The organism is Desulfobaculum sp. (assembly GCF_054921475.1).
Window position 1 is genome coordinate 1 of record NZ_JBUDSW010000053.1, and the last position, 16,503, is coordinate 16,503.

The 16,503-nt window shown below is 63.4% G+C and carries 19 protein-coding genes; 14 read left to right on the forward strand and 5 right to left on the reverse strand.

Going from position 1 to position 16,503, the window contains the following annotated elements:
• The first annotated feature begins 483 nt into the window (after positions 1–483).
• From ACY69P_RS05170 to ACY69P_RS05225, 12 genes are all read left to right on the forward strand, one after another.
• On the forward strand, positions 484–1,464 hold the full coding sequence (locus ACY69P_RS05170; RefSeq protein WP_459900249.1) for a serine/threonine protein kinase: 981 nt from the start codon (positions 484–486) through the stop codon (positions 1,462–1,464).
• A gap of 17 nt (positions 1,465–1,481) precedes the next feature.
• A complete protein-coding gene (locus ACY69P_RS05175; RefSeq protein ID WP_459900250.1) occupies positions 1,482–1,937 on the forward strand; it encodes a universal stress protein in 456 nt (151 codons plus the stop codon).
• Between the two features lie 45 nt (positions 1,938–1,982).
• Positions 1,983–2,858, forward strand: coding sequence for a universal stress protein (locus tag ACY69P_RS05180; RefSeq protein ID WP_459900251.1), 876 nt, complete (start codon positions 1,983–1,985; stop codon positions 2,856–2,858).
• 94 nt (positions 2,859–2,952) lie between these two features.
• Positions 2,953–4,344 carry a F0F1 ATP synthase subunit beta gene (gene atpD, locus ACY69P_RS05185; RefSeq protein ID WP_462326787.1) on the forward strand — a complete coding sequence of 464 codons (1,392 nt, stop codon included), beginning with the start codon at positions 2,953–2,955 and terminating at the stop codon, positions 4,342–4,344.
• Positions 4,344–4,724 (forward strand): F0F1 ATP synthase subunit epsilon, encoded by a 381-nt coding sequence (locus ACY69P_RS05190; RefSeq protein ID WP_462326788.1) that lies wholly within the window; start codon positions 4,344–4,346, stop codon positions 4,722–4,724. The genes atpD and ACY69P_RS05190 overlap by 1 nt, the downstream gene beginning before the upstream one ends.
• A gap of 3 nt (positions 4,725–4,727) precedes the next feature.
• Complete coding sequence (locus ACY69P_RS05195) at positions 4,728–5,048, forward strand: AtpZ/AtpI family protein (RefSeq protein WP_462326777.1); 321 nt, start codon at positions 4,728–4,730, stop codon at positions 5,046–5,048.
• On the forward strand, positions 5,029–5,337 hold the full coding sequence (locus tag ACY69P_RS05200) for an N-ATPase subunit AtpR (protein ID WP_459900259.1): 309 nt from the start codon (positions 5,029–5,031) through the stop codon (positions 5,335–5,337). Before ACY69P_RS05195 ends, ACY69P_RS05200 begins: the two co-directional genes overlap by 20 nt.
• Positions 5,321–6,016, forward strand: coding sequence for a F0F1 ATP synthase subunit A (locus tag ACY69P_RS05205; protein WP_462326778.1), 696 nt, complete (start codon positions 5,321–5,323; stop codon positions 6,014–6,016). Before ACY69P_RS05200 ends, ACY69P_RS05205 begins: the two co-directional genes overlap by 17 nt.
• A gap of 19 nt (positions 6,017–6,035) precedes the next feature.
• A complete protein-coding gene (locus tag ACY69P_RS05210) occupies positions 6,036–6,314 on the forward strand; it encodes a F0F1 ATP synthase subunit C (RefSeq protein WP_404843975.1) in 279 nt (92 codons plus the stop codon).
• Between the two features lie 25 nt (positions 6,315–6,339).
• Positions 6,340–7,086 carry a F0F1 ATP synthase subunit B family protein gene (locus tag ACY69P_RS05215; RefSeq protein WP_462326779.1) on the forward strand — a complete coding sequence of 249 codons (747 nt, stop codon included), beginning with the start codon at positions 6,340–6,342 and terminating at the stop codon, positions 7,084–7,086.
• Positions 7,083–8,618: a F0F1 ATP synthase subunit alpha gene (locus ACY69P_RS05220; protein ID WP_462326780.1), complete on the forward strand. Its 1,536-nt coding sequence runs from the start codon at positions 7,083–7,085 to the stop codon at positions 8,616–8,618. Before ACY69P_RS05215 ends, ACY69P_RS05220 begins: the two co-directional genes overlap by 4 nt.
• Entirely contained in the window at positions 8,605–9,450 is an 846-nt protein-coding gene (locus ACY69P_RS05225) for a F0F1 ATP synthase subunit gamma (protein WP_462326781.1), read from the forward strand. The genes ACY69P_RS05220 and ACY69P_RS05225 overlap by 14 nt, the downstream gene beginning before the upstream one ends.
• A 106-nt stretch (positions 9,451–9,556) precedes the next feature.
• Here ACY69P_RS05225 and ACY69P_RS05230 read toward each other — a convergent pair whose 3' ends face one another.
• From ACY69P_RS05230 to ACY69P_RS05250, 5 genes are all read right to left on the reverse strand, one after another.
• On the reverse strand, positions 9,557–10,045 hold the full coding sequence (locus tag ACY69P_RS05230; protein ID WP_462326782.1) for a hypothetical protein: 489 nt from the start codon (positions 10,043–10,045) through the stop codon (positions 9,557–9,559).
• A gap of 132 nt (positions 10,046–10,177) precedes the next feature.
• Positions 10,178–11,176 carry an ABC transporter ATP-binding protein gene (locus tag ACY69P_RS05235; protein WP_462326783.1) on the reverse strand — a complete coding sequence of 333 codons (999 nt, stop codon included), beginning with the start codon at positions 11,174–11,176 and terminating at the stop codon, positions 10,178–10,180.
• Between the two features lie 93 nt (positions 11,177–11,269).
• Positions 11,270–12,355 carry a metal ABC transporter solute-binding protein, Zn/Mn family gene (locus tag ACY69P_RS05240; protein ID WP_462326784.1) on the reverse strand — a complete coding sequence of 362 codons (1,086 nt, stop codon included), beginning with the start codon at positions 12,353–12,355 and terminating at the stop codon, positions 11,270–11,272.
• 220 nt (positions 12,356–12,575) lie between these two features.
• Positions 12,576–13,427 (reverse strand): nucleoside triphosphate pyrophosphohydrolase, encoded by an 852-nt coding sequence (gene mazG / locus ACY69P_RS05245; protein WP_462326785.1) that lies wholly within the window; start codon positions 13,425–13,427, stop codon positions 12,576–12,578.
• Between the two features lie 4 nt (positions 13,428–13,431).
• On the reverse strand, positions 13,432–14,064 hold the full coding sequence (locus tag ACY69P_RS05250; protein ID WP_459900272.1) for a CvpA family protein: 633 nt from the start codon (positions 14,062–14,064) through the stop codon (positions 13,432–13,434).
• A gap of 360 nt (positions 14,065–14,424) precedes the next feature.
• Between ACY69P_RS05250 and ACY69P_RS05255 the strand changes: the two genes are divergently transcribed.
• Both ACY69P_RS05255 and ACY69P_RS05260 read left to right on the forward strand, forming a co-directional pair.
• On the forward strand, positions 14,425–14,673 hold the full coding sequence (locus tag ACY69P_RS05255) for a DUF4212 domain-containing protein (protein ID WP_459900274.1): 249 nt from the start codon (positions 14,425–14,427) through the stop codon (positions 14,671–14,673).
• A 42-nt stretch (positions 14,674–14,715) separates the two neighbouring features.
• The gene (locus ACY69P_RS05260; RefSeq protein ID WP_462326786.1) at positions 14,716–16,491 is read left to right on the forward strand and encodes a sodium:solute symporter family protein; all 1,776 of its coding nucleotides are present in this window, start codon (positions 14,716–14,718) and stop codon (positions 16,489–16,491) included.
• Positions 16,492–16,503: the final 12 nt, after the last annotated feature.

Consider the following 16,503-nt stretch of genomic DNA (forward strand, 5'->3'; position numbering starts at 1 on the left):
TTGAGAATCCCCAGGATTTTCGGGGCGGAAGCCGCCCCGAAAATAGGGGTGGGTGGGCGGGGTCTTCTGCCTTATGCCTTTTTGTTCTTCCCCTTCCCAACAGGGATTCTCACCGGTATTCAAATGGCGCCAAAGCCCCCCAAAAAAATATCCACATCAACACGGACGGGAGCCGTCAGGGGTGACGACAGTTCCATACAAAGCCACCCGGTCTGTGCGCACGCAGGATCGTTAAGGACGGTAGTCCTTAACCCGCCGGAGGCTCTCTTCCTCTTTTCTTCCCGCGCCTTGTCCCCGGCTCACCTGCCCCCAACTTTTCGTAAAAAATCCGCCAATCGTTCAAAAAGCCTTGCATGCGAGGGGTGCGGGCGGGGTGTGAATGTTGTGCAGAGGCTAGGAGAAGGGAAGGGAGTGTGATAGATTGGAAAAACCTGTGGAGAAAACCGTTGTATCACGGCTGGATGCGTCACTTTGGAGGGCTTTGTGTCACAGGAAGTACGCGACCTTGTCAGGCGATTTATGCCGGACTTTCCACTTGCACGCTGCGGCAAGCTGTATACGGACACGACGGAGTTTATGGACATTTCGTATGGGGATGTCATGCTCCTTGGCGGTCTGCATTATATGGTGCTGAAGGAGGAAGTGGAGCGGCGCTATGGCCTTGAGGACCCGAAGTATTGGGTCAAGCGTTGCCGTGTGCTGGAGACGGGTGAGCGGCGCATTGCCAAGCTGGTGTTCCACGAGAATTTCCCCCTGCGCATCGGCGCTATGGAGGTGCGGTGCTTCCGCAGTCCGGAAAAGGAGGCGCGCATTTTGAACCTTGTCCGGGGTGACCGGCGGTTCATGCAGGGGCAGCCGCTGCACGACAGCAAGGGCAATATTGTGCGGCTGCTGGAGATTGTGCACGGGCGGCGGCTGGACAGCATTGTGGACGGGCTGGAGGTGGGCCACAGGGAATATTTCCTTCAGCATTTGCCGGGGCTTTTGGAAAAGTTCATCGAGGCGGCTGAAGCCATCGACTATTTGCATTCGCGATTTGAAAAGCACGGCGACATCCGCCGCGACCATTTGCTCATTCAGCACGGCTCCGGGCGGCCGTGCTGGATCGACTTCGACTATACCTTCGATTTTCAGGAGAACCCGTTTGGGTTGGACCTTTTTGGACTTGGGAACATCCTTGTCTACCTTGTTGGGCAGGGCGACCTGATCCGCGAGGTCTTTGCCTCGCGCGGGTTGGGCGCGCCGGAGGAGGCGGGCTTGGAGCGTGAGGATTTTTCCATTGTCTTTGCCAACCGCGTGGTGAACCTGCGCAAGCTGTATCCGTATATTCCAGAAGCACTCAATAACGTGCTGATGCATTTCAGCGCGGGGACGTATGTCTTTTATGAATCCGTGGAGGAGTTCCTTGCGGAGCTGCGCCCGTGCGTGCCGCTTGTGCGGCGCATGGCGCGGCAAGCAGGGTGACAACAGGGAGAGGCGTCATGATGGACTGCAGGCGAATTTTGTTGGCGGTGGATACATCGGAGAATTCATTGCGCGCCATTGAGTATGTGGCGCAGATGCTGGGCGGCGGCTGCGGCGGCGAGGTGGAGCTGCTGCACATTGTGCGGCTGCCGGAGCGGGATATGTATCCGGACGAGGAGGCTTTTGACGCCAAGCTGTGCGAGCAGGAGGAAGAATCGCACGCCTTTCTCGACACGGCGCGGGGCATCCTGCTGGACGGCGGCTTTACTGACGAGGCGGTGACGGAGCGGCAACTGTGCATTACGGCGCCATCCATTGCCCAGCACATCCTGCGCATCCAGAAGGAGGGCGGCTTTGGGACGGTTGTTGTTGGCCGCCGGGGCGTGAGCAAAGCTGAGGAATTTCTGTTTGGCAGTGTGTCGAGCAAGGTTGTGCACTACGCCAAGAATTGCAGTGTGTGGGTGGTGGGGTAGACGCGTGGGGCTCAGGCCCGGAGGATGAAGAGCATGGGAGTTGGAATGGAAAAACATTTGCTTGTGACGGTGAGCGGCGAAGAGAGCGCCATGCATGGCATCCGCTTTATCCTCAATTTTTTCAAGAACAGACAAAATCTGCGCCTGACGCTGTTCTACGCGGCCACCCGCCCGCCGGAGGTCTGGGAGCACGAGAAAAACTTTGAAACGCTGAATGAGCAGCGACGCATGGCGGACAAGGCCGAGGCCAAGGGCCGCAAGGCTCTGGAGGAGGCGCGCACACACCTGTGCAGTCTGGAACTGTGCGAGGAGCAGGTGGACGCCAAGCTCATGTTCCGCAAGGACACCAAGGCCATGGACATCCTACGCGAGGGCGAGGAGGGGCTGTACGACGCCATTGTGCTGGGCCGCCGGGGACTGACGCGCATAGAACAGCTGGTGGAGGACAGCGTGAGCATGGAAATCATCGGCAAGCAGTCCATTGCGCCGATGTGGATATGCCGCTGGCCGGAGAAGCACCGCCAGCATGTGCTCCTGTGCCTTGACGGTTCCGATGCCAGCTACCGCATGGCGGACCATGTGGGATTTATGGTGGCGGAGGAGAAGCACCACCATGTGCGGCTGCTGCGCGTTATCAAGCCGGGAACGCGAAGCCACCGCGAAACCGAAGAAATTTTTTCCCGCGCGGCGGAGTCCCTCTTGGAGAACGGTGTGGACGAATCGCGCATCCGCATGACGGTGCGCGAGCGCAATACGCCGTGGCGGGCCATTATGGAGGAGGCCGAGGACGGCATGTACGCCGCAGTGGCCCTTGGGCGCACGGGCGCGGGGGGCGGCATGTTTAAGCGGCTGTTTATGGGCTCCACGACGATAAATCTGATGCGTGAGCTTGCTGGCGCGGTGCTGTGGGTGCGCCCGTAGACGGCGCAGCACCCAGCCCGAAGGCGCGGCGGGCGAGTGAAGAAAATTTCGGCCCCTTGCGGGGCAATCTGCGACTGAGGAGGCAATGACCGTGGTGGAAACCAAAGCGGAAAAAGCCGCCAGCTATGACGGTGTGGTGGATGCGGTTCGCGGCGGCGTGGTGGACGTCTCTTTTCCGGATGGCCTGCCCCCCTTGCGGACGCTGGTACGCACCGATGGTGACGACGGCATCGTGATGGAGGTGGCTTCGCATATTGATGCCGAGCGTGCGCGGTGCCTTGCGCTGATGGCGGTGCAGGGCGTGGCGCGCGGGGACACGGTGCGCGGCGAGGGCCGCCCGCTGGAGGCTCCGGTGGGCGAGGGACTGCTTGGGCGCGTATTTAATGTGTTTGGCGACCCCATCGACGATAAGCCCGCGCCGAACCTTGAGCGGCGCGGCGTGCACCGCGCCCCGGCCCCGCTGTCCGAGCGTGTGGCCGGGGAGGAAGTTTTCCCCACAGGCATTAAGGTTATTGACCTGCTGGCTCCGCTGGAGCGCGGCGGCAAGGCCGGAATGTTCGGCGGCGCGGGCGTGGGCAAAACCGTGGTCATTACAGAGCTTATCAACAACATGGCCGGGCGCCATAAGGGCGTGAGCATCTTTTGCGGCATTGGCGAGCGCTGCCGCGAGGGCGAGGAACTCTACCGCGACATGCGCGAGTCCGGCGTGATGGACTCCACGGTGATGGTGTTCGGGCAGATGAACGAGCCGCCGGGGGCGCGCTTTCGCGTGGGGCTGTCGGCCATGACTATGGCGGAACATTTCCGCGACGACAGGGGGCAGGATGTGCTGCTCCTTGTGGACAATATTTTCCGGTTCATTCAGGCGGGCATGGAGCTTTCCGGCCTGATGGGGCGCTTGCCGTCGCGCCTTGGCTACCAGCCCACCATGGCGACGGAACTGGCGGAACTGGAGGAACGGATTTCCAGCTCGCGCCGCGCGGCCATTACGTCCATTCAGGCGGTGTATGTGCCTGCGGATGACCTGACGGACCCCTCGGCGGTGCATACCTTTGCGCACTTGTCGGCAAGTATTGTGCTCTCGCGCAAGCGCGCGGGCGAGGGACTGTACCCGGCGGTGGACCCGCTCCAGTCGTCCTCGCGCATGCTGTCGCCCGCGGTGGTGGGCCAGCGGCACTACGACGTGGCGCGCGAGGTGCGCCGCACGCTGGCCTCGTATGAGGAACTCAAGGACATCATCGCCATGCTGGGGCTGGAGGAACTCTCCAGCGAGGACCGCAAAACCGTATACCGCGCGCGGCGGCTGGAGCGCTTCTTGACCCAGCCGTTTTTCACCACGGAGCACTTTACGGGCAAGAAGGGCCGCATGGTGGACCCGGAGAAGACCGTGGAGGGCTGCGAACGCATTCTTGCTGACGAGTTCGCGGAGATGCCGGAGTCTGCGCTGTATATGATTGGCGACATCGACGAGGCCGGGGGCGCGTGATGCAGCTGAGTGTTGTTCTGCCGCTGAAGGTTTTCCTTGAGGAGGAGACGGACAAGGTGGTGGGCATGGGCCTGCGCGGGGGCTTTTGTCTGCGGCCGCGCCATGTGGATATGGCGACGGCGCTCATTCCGGGCATTCTGTCATGGTGGGCGGATGGCGAGGAGCGCTTTGTGGCCGTGAACGGCGGCATATTGGTGAAAAGCGGCGATGAGGTCCGCATCGCCACGCGCCACGCCGTCAGCGGCGAACTGGGGCATCTGCGCGAGGCTGTGGACGCCATGACCGAGGAGCTGGACGAGGGCGAACGAGCGGCGCGGACGGCTTTGGCGCGCCTTGAGGCGCGCTTTGTGCGCGGCGTTTTGGACTTTGGGAGCCGATAGACCATGCCGGAGAAATTTTCACGCGGGGTGGACAGACAGGAGCGGCGGCGCATTGGCGGGCGGCGGGACAACCGCCCGGAACTGCTGCGCGGGCTGGGGATGTTTGGCCTTGTGGGCTGGGCTGTGGCCGTGCCGCTGTTGGTGGGCACCTTTGTCGGGGTGTGGATTGACCTGTCGCATCCGGGCACGTCGTCCTGGACGCTGATGCTTATGGTGCTTGGCCTTGGTATTGGCTGCGCCCACGCGGCGTACTGGGTCAGCCGCGAGCGGCGGTCCATTCTGCGGGACAAGGAGGAACAGGGGCATGACCGTGATGGGAAATGAGCCGATGGTGCTGGCTGTGGCGGCCGTGTGGGGCATGGTCCTTGGCGCGCTGTACTTTGGCGGGCTGTGGCTGAGCCTGCGGCTGGTGCCCGGGCGGCGTCGCCCGCGGGCGACGTTTGGGGCGCTGTATGTGGCGCGCCTTGCCGTGGCCCTTGCCGGATTCTGGGCCGCGCTTACTGCCGGGCCTCTGGCCCTTGGCGCGGCCATGGTGGGATTCATTGCTATGCGCGCGCTCATGGTGCGCCGCCTTGGCGGCGTGAGCGGAGGACGGCATGGATATAAGTCCTGACTGGATTGTGTACTGGCGCTACGGCCCTTTCACGCTGAGCGCAACCCTTGTCTATACGTGGGTGGTCATGGCGCTGCTTGTTGGCGGGTCGTGGCTGGTGACGCGGCGGCTGGTGCGGCACGAGGACGTGCTGGCGGGCCAGAGTGTGCCGCGCTGGCAGACCGTGCTGGAGACCGTGGTGGTCTACGCGCGCGGCGAGGTGACGGAGGTGCTGGGCAAGGGCGCGGCGAGTCTGTTGCCGTTTTTGGCGACGCTGTTTTTGTTCATTGCCGTCAGCAACACCTTGGCGGCAGTGCCGGGCTTTATAGCGCCCACGGGGTCGCTGTCCACCACGTCGGCGCTGGCGCTGTGCGTGTTTGTGACGGTGCCGGGCTATTCGCTGCTGCGTGTGGGGCTGCGGAAGTATCTGGTGACCTATGTGCGCCCAACGCCGCTGATGCTGCCGCTCAATATTTTTGCGGAATTGTCGCGGACCATGGCGCTGGCCGTGCGTCTGTTTGGCAATATTATGAGCGGGCGGATGATGGGGGCGATTTTGCTCATCATTGCGCCGCTGTTTGTGCCCGTGGTGATGCAGGTGCTTGGCCTGCTTATTGGGCTGGTACAGGCCTATATTTTCGCGGTGCTTGCCGCCGTGTATATCGCCGCCGGAATTGAGGCGGAAGAGGAATCCCCGTGAAACTGACAAGGAGTCGAACATGGACAGTCTGACCATCGTTGCCGCCGCGTCCATCATCGGCGCGGGATTGTGCATTGGCCTTGGCGCTATTGGCCCGGGCATTGGTGAGGGCCACGCCCTTGGGCGGGCGCTGAACTCGTTGGCCCAGCAGCCGGACGAGGCCAGCACCATTACCCGCACGCTGTTTGTGGGCCTTGCCATGGTGGAATCCACGGCTATCTACGCCTTTGTGGTCACCATGATTTTGCTGTTTGCCAATCCGTACTGGAACTATTTCCTCGGGCAGGCCGGAGGCTGAACCCGGGCAGGCAAGGAGTTCCACCGTGCTGTTTGACTGGTTCACCATTGGCGCGCAGATCGTCAATTTTCTGATCCTGCTGTGGCTGCTGAAGCGGTTCCTCTACGGTCCCATACTGCGGGCCGTGGACAGCCGCGAGGCGGCCATTGCCCAGCGCCTGCGCGATGCCGACGCCGCGCGTGACGCCGCCGAGGAGGAGCGCCGCGCCCTAGCCAGGGACCGCGAGGGCTTCGCCGAGGAGAAGCGTCAGCTTATGGAAAAGGCCCGCGAGGACGTGCAAACATGGCGCGAAAGCGCCGAAGAGCGCGTGCGCGGCGAGGTGGAGGCCCGCCGTGAGCGCTGGCTGGAGAGCCTGAGCGCGGAGCAGGCCGAGTTCGAACGCGCCCTTGCCGAGCGCGTGGCGCGCGAGGTTGTTTCGGTATCGCGCCGGGTGCTCACTGACCTTGGCGACGCGGACCTTGAGGAGCGCCTTGCCGAGGCCTTCCTGCGCGAGGTGCGCGAGCGGCGTGGCGCGGCGGTGTCCGGCCGCGTGACCGTGGGCACAGGCGCGGATATGGGGCCGGAGGCCCAGCGCCGCGTGGCCGAGGGGCTGCGCAATGTGTTTTCGGAGGTGACGGAGGTGGACTTTACGCAGGCCTCGGAGCTTGGATTCGGCATGCGGATGGAAACGGGAGACACGCGCATCGGCTGGACGCTTTCCGGTTATCTGGAAGGTCTTGAACAGCGGGTGCTGGACGAACTGGCGGCAACGCCGCAGGGAGGCATGGCGTGAGTGACACGGGCAGAAGCATGCAGAATGCGCTGGAGACCGGAACGCAGGCCGTGGACCGCGCCCTTGGGGACTACGACTACGCGCCCACCACGGAGGAGGTGGGGCGCGTCATCGCCGTTGGCGAAGGCATAGCGTGGGCCGAGGGGCTCGGCGCGGTAGGCTCTGGCGAATTGGTGAAGCTGGCCGGACGTGTTTCGGCCTTGGTGATGGATATTTTGCCGGATAAGGTGGGCCTTGCCCTGCTCGACGACGCCTCAGGCCTGTCCGCAGGTGACGAGGCCGTGCGCACCGAGCGCGTGCTGGATGTCCCTGTAGGCGAGGGACTGATGGGGCGCGTGGTGGATCCGCTCGGGCGGCCGCTGGATGGCGGCGGGCCTGTGGACGCCCCGGCGCGTTGGCCCGTCGAGCGCGACGCGCCGCCCATCATGCACCGCGCGCCTGTGGAGCGGCCCGTGGAGACGGGCATTACGGTCATTGACGCCCTTATCCCCGTTGGGCGCGGGCAGCGCGAGCTCATCCTTGGCGACAGGCAAACGGGCAAGACCGATGTGGCCCTGACCGCCATCCTGAACCAGCAGGGCAAGGACTGCCTGTGCGTCTACTGCGCCGTGGGACAGCGCAGTTCCAGCGTGGCTAGCGCCGTGGAAACCCTGCGCCAGAATGGCGCGCTGGAGTACACCATGGTGGTGGTTGCCGAGGGCGGCGACCAGCCCGGCATGATTTACGCCGCGCCCTTTGCGGCCACGACCATGGCCGAATACCTCATGCACGAGGGACGCGACGTGCTGGTGGTGTACGACGACCTGACGCGCCACGCCGTGGCGTACCGCCAGCTTTCGCTTCTGCTCCGGCGTCCGCCGGGGCGCGAGGCCTTTCCCGGCGATATTTTCTACCTGCATTCGCGCCTTTTGGAGCGCGCCACCCACCTGCGTGACGAGCACGGCGGCGGCTCCCTTACCGCGCTCCCCGTCATTGAGACGGAAGCGCAGAACCTGTCGGCCTACATCCCCACCAACCTCATCTCCATCACCGACGGGCAGATTTATGTGAATCCGGACCTGTTCCGCAAAGGGCAACTCCCCGCTGTGGACGTGGGCAAGAGCGTGTCGCGCGTGGGCGGGCGCGCCCAGCATCCGGGCTACCGCAAGGTCGCCGGGGACCTGCGCCTGTCGTATTCGCAGTTTCAGGAGCTGGAAGCCTTTGCCCGTTTTGGCACCCGGCTCGACGAGAGCACGCGAAAGACCCTTGAACACGGCCGCCGCGTGCGCGAGGCCTTTAAGCAGCGGCGGTACGAGCGGCTGTCCGCGCCGGAGCAGGTGAGTCTGCTCTTTGCCGTGACCAGCGGCTTTTTGGATACCATTCCCGTGGAGAACCTGCCTGATGTGCGCGAGCGGCTGACGCAAACGCTGGAGCCGCGCGAGGACCTGATGGAGCGTTTGACGCAGGCCGGTCCCGACGATGGCGTGTGGGAGGAGTTGCAGGGCGAGATGGAGCGGTTCTTTGCGGCGGAGGGGGGCGATGATAACCCTTGAGGCGCTGGAAAAGCGCATTGCCACCGCCGGAAATCTGCTGTCCGTGGTGACGTCCATGAAGAACCTCGCGGCGGTGAACATGCGCCAGTATGAGCGCGCCGTGGAGGCTCTGGAACGCTACTCCGTCATCAACGACATGGGGTGGCAGGTGCTGCTGCGCAATGGCGCGCTGCGGCCCGTTGCGCCGCGCGGCGAGGCCGTGTGCCTTGTCATAGGCTCGGATCAAGGCCTGTGCGGCACGTTTAATGAGGCCGTGGGCACAAAGGCGGCAGAGGCGCTGGCGGAGCGTGACGGGGCGCGTGTGTGGTGCTCCGGAGCGCGCGCCGAAAGCGCCCTTGCTGAGGCCGGGCACACCCCGGATGGGCACAGTCCCCAGCCCGCAGGGCTGACGGGCATCAGCACGGCGGCCATGCGCGCCGTACGGGACCTGCCGGAGCCGCCCGGAGCCTTGACGCTCATTTCCAACGAGCCGGAAAGCGGCGGGGGCTTTCGCACGCGGGTGCGGCAGGTGTTGCCGCTGGACGCCGCATGGCTGGAGGAACACCGCGCCGCGCCGTGGCCGCGCCGGAACCTGCCCATGCCCGGTGTGCCGCGCCGTGAACTGTTTGCCCAGCTGTTTGCCCAGTATCTGTTTATTTCGCTGTACCGGGCCTTTGGCCTGTCCATGGCGGCGGAGAATGCCGCGCGCCTGACGGCCATGCAGCGCGCGGAAAAGAACGTGGAGGAAATGCGCGACGACCTTGCGGCCCAGCACCGCGATTTGCGCCAGAGCCTTATCACGGCGGAACTTTTGGAAGTGGCCGCCGGGTTCGAGGCCCTCGAAGGCGGCTGAACCTCCCCCCGCGCCGCAACCAGATGAAAAACGCGCCCCGCAGACGGAAGCCTGCGGGGCGCGTTGGTATGCTGTATAGGCCGGGACGCCGCCCTTCAGGGCAGGGCTACTGCACGGCTTCGCCGGTTTCGGCGCTGACGTCGGTGAGGCGGGAGAGGTAGTCCTGCACTTCCTGCGTGCCTTTCCACTCCTCGTAGCCGGTCATCCACTCGCCAAAGGACATATATTCCTTGTCCAGTTCATCCTCATGGCCCTGCATCCACAGGCCAAAGAGGTACATTTCAATTTTCAGTTCCTTGGAGTCGAAGCTCTTTTCCACGAGTCCGGGGGGGTACTTTTCCCCGTCGTAGACGCTGGCAACATGCGAGCACACTTCGGTACAGGAGCGTTCGTAGTCGATGAGGCTTTTGTCGTAGCGGTTCGCAAGCTCATACAGGTGGGGGTATCGTCCTTCAATATCCTTGAGGATTTCTTCCGGGATGCCGATGAGCAGGGCCTCGCCCTGTTCTTCTTCCACGAAGTAGAACCGCAGCCAGTTTTCAAACTTCATGACTTCCGCCACGTCGGCGACGGCGTAATCGAGTTTGCGCGCCATTGTGTATGCCTCCATTCCGGTCATTAATTACGTTGTGCAGAAGTTCACAAGTAGGCATCAAGTCCGGCGGAGTCAAGGGGCTTGTCTGGGGCACCCGCTGGCGGGCCGTTTTTTCGGCGCTGGCGGCGTGGGTTAGGACTGGTGCAGGTGGCAGGCCACAAAGTGCTCCGGCGCGGCCTCGTGCCATGCTGGCGCGGCGGCGGAGCACACGGGCATGGCCTCGGGGCAGCGGGGGTGAAAGGGGCATCCGGCGGGGGGATTGATGGGGCTTGGGATGTCCCCGGCTACGCGCAGATTCAGGCCCCCGGATTCCGGGTCCGGGCGCGGCACGGCGTCCAGCAGGGCGCGGGTGTAGGGGTGCAGGGGCGCGGCGTAGATGTCCCGGCTGGGGGCCAGCTCCATCAGGCGGCCAAGGTACATCACGGCGACGCGGTCGCTCATGTAGCCCACCACCGCAAGGTCGTGCGAGATGAAAATATACGTCAGTCCCAGCTTGTCCTGCAGGTTTTGCAACAGGCCGATGACCTGCGCCTGAATGGACACGTCCAGCGCGGAGACGGCTTCGTCGCAGACCACGCAGGCGGGATTGAGGGCAAGGGCGCGGGCAATGGCCACGCGCTGGCGCTGGCCGCCGGAAAATTCATGGGGATAGCGCGAGATGAGCTCCGGGCGCAGGCCCACCCAGTCCATAAGTTCGCGCACGCGCTGACGGCGCTCCCTGCGCGGCACGCCGTGGATGGCAAGGCCCTCGGCAATGGTGCTGCCGATGCGCTTTCGCGGATTCAGGGAGGAGAACGGGTCCTGAAAAATCATCTGCACCTTGCGGGGATAGGCCTTCTTAAAGGCGTGGTCCGCGGACCAGATGTCTGTCCCTTCCAGTTCAATGCCGCCGGACGTGGGGCGCTCCAGCCGCAGCAGTTGGCGCGCCAGCGTGGATTTGCCGCACCCGGATTCCCCCACCAGCCCAAGGGTCTCCCCGGCGCGTACCGATAGCGACACGCCATCCAGCGCGTGGACAAAGCTTGTCTCCGCACCAAAAAGTCCGCTGTCGACGGGGTAGTGCTTCGTGAGGTCGGTAATGCGCAAAAAGGTGGAAATGGCTGGTTCTCCTTGCTCCTGAGGTATCGTCATGGGGACGCTGGCGCGCCCCTGCGGCGCAAGACGGCCGCCCCCGCAGTGTGCCGGGGGCGGCCGGAAATGGCAAGCATGCGCGGATGGTTGGCTTTACCGCAGGGCCGCGTGGAAGGCGTCGGCCACGGAGCGCATATTGGCAAGCCAGTCGTAGGCCAGCGGGTCTGCGGGGATGACTGTGCCGTCCACGCCGCGGGCGATGGCTTCGGCGCTGCGGCGCGCGAATTGGGGCTGGACGAAGATAACGCGCACGCCCTTGGCCTTGGCCGTGGCGATGAGGTGTGCGAGGTCGCGCGGGGAGGGTTCCTTGCCGTCCTGTTCAATGGGCAGCTGGCGCAGGTTGTAGTCCCGGGCGAAGTAGCCCCACGACGGATGGAAGACCATAAACGTGCGCGCACCATCGGACAGGACCGGGGCGGGGGCGTCGTCCTCCTCGTCCGGGGCGTGGTCAAAGGTGGCGGTGAGTTCCATGTGCAGGGCGGTGACGTCGCTGATGAAGGCGGCGTGCCCGGCCTTGTAGGCCTTGGCATTGACGGGGTCGGCAAGGATGAGCGCGTCGCGGATGGTATCCGCCATGCGTACCACATAGCGCGGGGACAGCCAGACGTGCGGGTCCATGGTTTCGGTGTCCGCGCTGTGGTCGTGGTGTCCCGCGTGGTCGTTGTGGGCCGCATGGTCATGATGCTCTTCGCCCTCGTGAGACTCGGCGCCGTCATGGTGGGCGTCGGTGTTGAGTCCCATATTCTCCGCCGCTTCCGCCGCATGGTGGGCGCTGTGGTCGTGGTCGCCATCCTCGCCACCGGCGTGATGGTGCGCATGGGGCGCAATGGGAATGCGGGGCAGGCCGTCGGCAATGTTGACGATGCGCATGTCCGCATTGGCGGATGCAAAGCGCGGCAGCCACGCTTTTTCAAAGGGGACGCCAATGGCGAAGTACACCGCCGCATCATTCAGGCGCACCATTTGGCTGGGCTTGGGGTCGTAGAAATGTGGCTGTGAACCGGGCGGCACCATGACCTGCACGTCCACAAGGTCGCCGCCGATGCGTTCGACAAAGTATTTTTCCGGCAGGATGCTCACCGCAACGGACAGGGGCTGGGCCATGGCCGCCCCGGCCAGAAAGACAAGGCCGGCAAAGGCGGCCACAGTATATGCAAAGCAGCGTGATAAAACATGCATAGGCAGACTCCTTTCGCGTACTGTATCGCCCCTTTGCATGCATGTGTCAATGATTGCGGCAGCCCTGCGCGGGCGGGGCACAGCCAAGATGCCGTGCACCTGCGTGCATGTTGGGGCAGAAAAAAGGCCAGCGCGCGTGGTGCGTCGCTGGCCGGAAAGGCGGATGGTGAAACGGGCAAAGTGGGCAGGCAAGCAAACAGCCCGCAGGGCGGTGCGCGCCCTATTTCTTGGCCTTTACGCGCTCCCACAGGGCGTTCATTTCATCAAGGCTCAGGTCCGCGATGTCGCGGCCGCCGTCTCGGGCGGCGTCCTCAATGGCGCAGAAGCGGTTCAGGAACTTCACGTTGGCGTCCTCAAGGGCCATGTTGGCCTTGAGGCCGTGGCGGCGTCCGTATTCGATGAGGGAGAACAGGTAGTCGCCAAACTCTTCCTGCATGCGCTCCTTGTCGCCGGAGGCTTCGGCCTCCAGCCATTCCTGCCATTCGCTGTCCAGATGGGCCTTTTGGTCCTCGTCGGACTCCCACGTAAAGCCGGTGCGCGCGGCCTTGGAATTCACGCGGTAGGCCTTGAGCATGGGCGGCAGGCCTTTGGGCAGGGAATCGAACACACGCTTTGGGGCTTCGCCCTCGCCGTTCTTTTCGTTTCGCTTGATGCGGTCCCAGTTGGAGAGCAGTTCGTCCTTGCTGCCGAGGTGCAGGTCTTCAAAGACGTGCGGATGGCGGCGGATCATCTTGGTGGCGCTGTAATCAAAGGAGTCCGCCAGCGAAAAATGTCCGGCGCGGCGGTACAGCTCGGCCACGAAGACCAGCAGGAAGGCCACGTCGCCCAGTTCCTCCATGACTTCGTTGGTGGTCTCGGCGGTGGAATGCGCGGGGGCGTCGTTGCGGATGGCTTCCACGAGTTCAAAGGACTCCTCAAGGATGTAGTCGGTGAGGGTCCAGGGGGTCTGCTCCTTGTCCCAGGGGCAGCCGTTGTCGCCAAGCAGGCTGTCGATAACGCCGGAGAGTTTGTCCAGCGCTTCGGCGGTGGTCAGAGGCGTGGTGGAGGTTGGTGCGTCGGCATTGGTGGGCATGGTACTACTCTGTGGCCTCCTTGAGGGAACTTTTCACGGTGTCGAGCATTTCGAGGGAGCTTTCGCCCAGCTTTTTGCCGGAGGAGCGTGCCCCTTCCAGAAAATCATCCAGAGCCTTTTCGCGCTCGCGCTGCATGCGTTCGCGCAGGTCCGAGGGATCGAAGTTGCGCATTTTGTCCGGGGTGAACTGCGACAGGGTGTCCACGCCGCGCTGCAGGTAGGGCGCAATGGCGGACTCGCGCGTGACGTCGGAGCTGGGCATAAAGGATGCCAGCGCCACCAGCAGAATGCAGCACAGCCCGCCAGCCTTGATAAAGCCGACCGCCGCGCCGCCGGGAATGTCCAGCCACGGCACGGGCATGATGCGGAAAATGCGCACCAGCATCCACGCCACGATGGACACGCCAATCATCACCCCGGCAAACAGCGTGATGTAGGACAGAAAATGTAGCAGGCCCGGGCTTTTGAACCATGTGGAATAAAAGCCCACCAGCATGTCGTTGTGGGCGTTGGCCAGCCAATACGCGAGTATAAGGCCAAGGGTGGACGCCACTTCCTTGATAAGGCCGCGAAACGCGCCCCGGACAAAGAAATAGGCCGCAATGGCAATGAATATGATGTCCAGAAAGTTGAACATGAAGTGGATTTCCTTTTTTGGAGCGGACCGGACGGTCCGGTGTGGCACTGGGGCGGCGCGGGCGGCGGTGCATCCGCGACGCCGGAAAAATCTTTCCGTTACCTACCAGAACAGCGTCCAAAGGTGAATAGGGGTGTTGCACGTCCCGGACGCTGATATGCGTCATTTGGGGGGCGGGCGGCGCAAGATGCGGGGCAGGCGGCGTGTCTGGCGCGCGGCCCGTCCTCTATGCCGCAGGGTGCGCCGTTCACCGATTTGCACGTGCCGCAGGGGCCGGGCGGGTGTATAACGAAAAAGTATCCATACCCCGCACGCGGTGGACGCCCCCCGGCATCCGCCGGCGGGATACAGGAGGTCGTTATGGACAAACGGCAGGAGTATTGGCGGCGCAACCTCAGATACATGGTTATTTTGCTCAGCATCTGGGCGGTTGTGTCCTATGGGTGCGGCATTCTCTTTGTGCAGCCCCTCAACGCCATCCACATTGGCGGGTTCCCCTTGGGGTTCTGGTTTGCCCAGCAGGGAGCCATCTATGTCTTCGTGATTCTCATCTTCGTCTATTTCTTTCTCATGCGGCGTTTGGACAAGATCTTTGACGTTCATGAATAGCCCGCCCCTGCTGTGGCGTGCGGAAACCATGCGGAGGGCGCGATGACGCTTCAGGTGTGGACCTATATCATGGTCGGGGTGACCTTTGGGGTGTACTTGACCATTGCGTGGATGTCCCGTGTGCGGGATACCAAGGGCTTTTATGTGGCGGGGGGCGGCGTGCCGCCTTTGGCCAACGGCATGGCCACGGCTGCGGACTGGATGAGCGCGGCGTCGTTCATCTCCATGGCCGGACTTATTTCCTTTTTGGGCTACACGGGCGCGGTGTACCTGATGGGCTGGACCGGCGGTTATGTGCTGCTGGCGCTTCTGTTGGCCCCGTACCTGCGCAAGTTTGGCAAGTTTACGGTGCCGGACTTTGTGGGCGACAGGTACTACTCGCGCACGGCGCGGGTGGTGGCGCTGGTGTGCGCCATTTTTGTCTCCCTCACCTATGTGGCGGGGCAGATGCGCGGCGTTGGCATCGTGTTCTCGCGCTTTTTGGAAACGGACGTGAACACGGGCGTGCTCATCGGCATGGTCATCGTGTTCATCTACGCCGGGCTTGGCGGCATGAAGGGCATCACCTACACGCAGGTGGCGCAGTATTGCGTGCTCATCGTGGCGTTTCTTATCCCGGCGGTGGCTATTTCCCTCAAGATTACCGGCGTTGCCATCCCGCAGATTGGCTTTGGCAGTACCATTCAGGCTGGCCCGGATGCGGGCAAGTACCTGCTGGAGACGCTGGATACCATTGGCAGGGACCTTGGGTTCCGGGAGTATACCTCGGCCTTTGGGGCGGGGAATAAGTCCATGCTGGACGTGTTTGCCCTGACCATGTCCCTGATGGTGGGCACGGCGGGCCTGCCCCACGTGATTATCCGCTTTTACACCGTGCCCAGCGTGCGCGCCGCGCGCCTGTCTGCCGGGTACGCGCTGCTGTTCATCGCCATCCTGTACACCACGGCGCCTGCGGTGGCCTCCTTTGCGCGCTACAACATGATTGGCACCGTGAACGATGCGCCCTACGTGCAGATGCCCTCGTGGTTTACCAAGTGGGAACAGACCGGGCTTATCGCGTGGGTGGACAAGAACGACGACGGTCTCATCCAGTACCGCGCGGGCAAGGTCTTTGCCGGAAAGCCGAACTTTATTGACGGCGCGGGCAGCCACGGCCAGCGGCTGGTGGCGAATCAGGTCACCGAATCCCCCAATGAACTGTACGTGGACCGGGACATCATGGTGCTGGCGAATCCCGAAATTGCCGCGCTGTCGCCGTGGGTTATCGCTCTGGTGGTGGCGGGCGGTTTGGCCGCGGCGCTGTCCACGGCCTCGGGCCTGTTGCTGGTTATCGCGTCCAGCATCTCGCACGACCTGTACTACCGCATCATCAACCGCAAGGCCTCGGAAAAGAAGCGCCTGCTTATCGGGCGCATCATGATTGGCGTGGCCGTGTGTGTGGCCGGGTACTTTGGCGTCAACCCGCCGGGATTTGTGGCGCAGGTTGTGGCGCTGGCCTTTGGCCTTGGCGCGTCCAGCTTCTTCCCGGTGCTGGTGCTTGGCATCTTCTCCAAGCGCACCACGCGCGAAGGCGCCATTTGCGGCATGATTGCGGGCATTGGCTTCACCATGTTCTACATCGTGCAGACCAAGTTCCTTGGCGTTGGCTGGTGGCTGTTTGGCATCAGCCCCGAGGGCATCGGCATGATTGGCATGCTCATCAACTTTGCCGTGACCCTTGGCGTCTCCGCCGTGACAGCGCCGCCGCCGCAGGAGGTGCAGGAGCTGGTTGAGAACGTGCGCTCCCCCCGCGGTGCGGGTGCGGCGATTGATCATTAGGCCAACCGGCGC

What these genes read in the sequence shown, in the direction of transcription:
- ACY69P_RS05175 (WP_459900250.1), top strand. Translation starts at nt 1,482, where the DNA reads ATGATGGACTGCAGGCGAATTTTGTTGGCGGTGGATACATCGGAGAAT.
- ACY69P_RS05180 (WP_459900251.1), top strand. Translation starts at nt 1,983, where the DNA reads ATGGAAAAACATTTGCTTGTGACGGTGAGCGGCGAAGAGAGCGCCATG.
- ACY69P_RS05190 (WP_462326788.1), top strand. Translation starts at nt 4,344, where the DNA reads ATGCAGCTGAGTGTTGTTCTGCCGCTGAAGGTTTTCCTTGAGGAGGAG.
- ACY69P_RS05195 (WP_462326777.1), top strand. Translation starts at nt 4,728, where the DNA reads ATGCCGGAGAAATTTTCACGCGGGGTGGACAGACAGGAGCGGCGGCGC.
- ACY69P_RS05200 (WP_459900259.1), top strand. Translation starts at nt 5,029, where the DNA reads ATGACCGTGATGGGAAATGAGCCGATGGTGCTGGCTGTGGCGGCCGTG.
- ACY69P_RS05205 (WP_462326778.1), top strand. Translation starts at nt 5,321, where the DNA reads ATGGATATAAGTCCTGACTGGATTGTGTACTGGCGCTACGGCCCTTTC.
- ACY69P_RS05210 (WP_404843975.1), top strand. Translation starts at nt 6,036, where the DNA reads ATGGACAGTCTGACCATCGTTGCCGCCGCGTCCATCATCGGCGCGGGA.
- ACY69P_RS05225 (WP_462326781.1), top strand. Translation starts at nt 8,605, where the DNA reads ATGATAACCCTTGAGGCGCTGGAAAAGCGCATTGCCACCGCCGGAAAT.
- ACY69P_RS05230 (WP_462326782.1), bottom strand. Translation starts at nt 10,045, where the DNA reads ATGGCGCGCAAACTCGATTACGCCGTCGCCGACGTGGCGGAAGTCATG.
- ACY69P_RS05235 (WP_462326783.1), bottom strand. Translation starts at nt 11,176, where the DNA reads ATGACGATACCTCAGGAGCAAGGAGAACCAGCCATTTCCACCTTTTTG.
- ACY69P_RS05240 (WP_462326784.1), bottom strand. Translation starts at nt 12,355, where the DNA reads ATGCATGTTTTATCACGCTGCTTTGCATATACTGTGGCCGCCTTTGCC.
- mazG (WP_462326785.1), bottom strand. Translation starts at nt 13,427, where the DNA reads ATGCCCACCAATGCCGACGCACCAACCTCCACCACGCCTCTGACCACC.
- ACY69P_RS05250 (WP_459900272.1), bottom strand. Translation starts at nt 14,064, where the DNA reads ATGTTCAACTTTCTGGACATCATATTCATTGCCATTGCGGCCTATTTC.
- ACY69P_RS05255 (WP_459900274.1), top strand. Translation starts at nt 14,425, where the DNA reads ATGGACAAACGGCAGGAGTATTGGCGGCGCAACCTCAGATACATGGTT.
- ACY69P_RS05260 (WP_462326786.1), top strand. Translation starts at nt 14,716, where the DNA reads ATGACGCTTCAGGTGTGGACCTATATCATGGTCGGGGTGACCTTTGGG.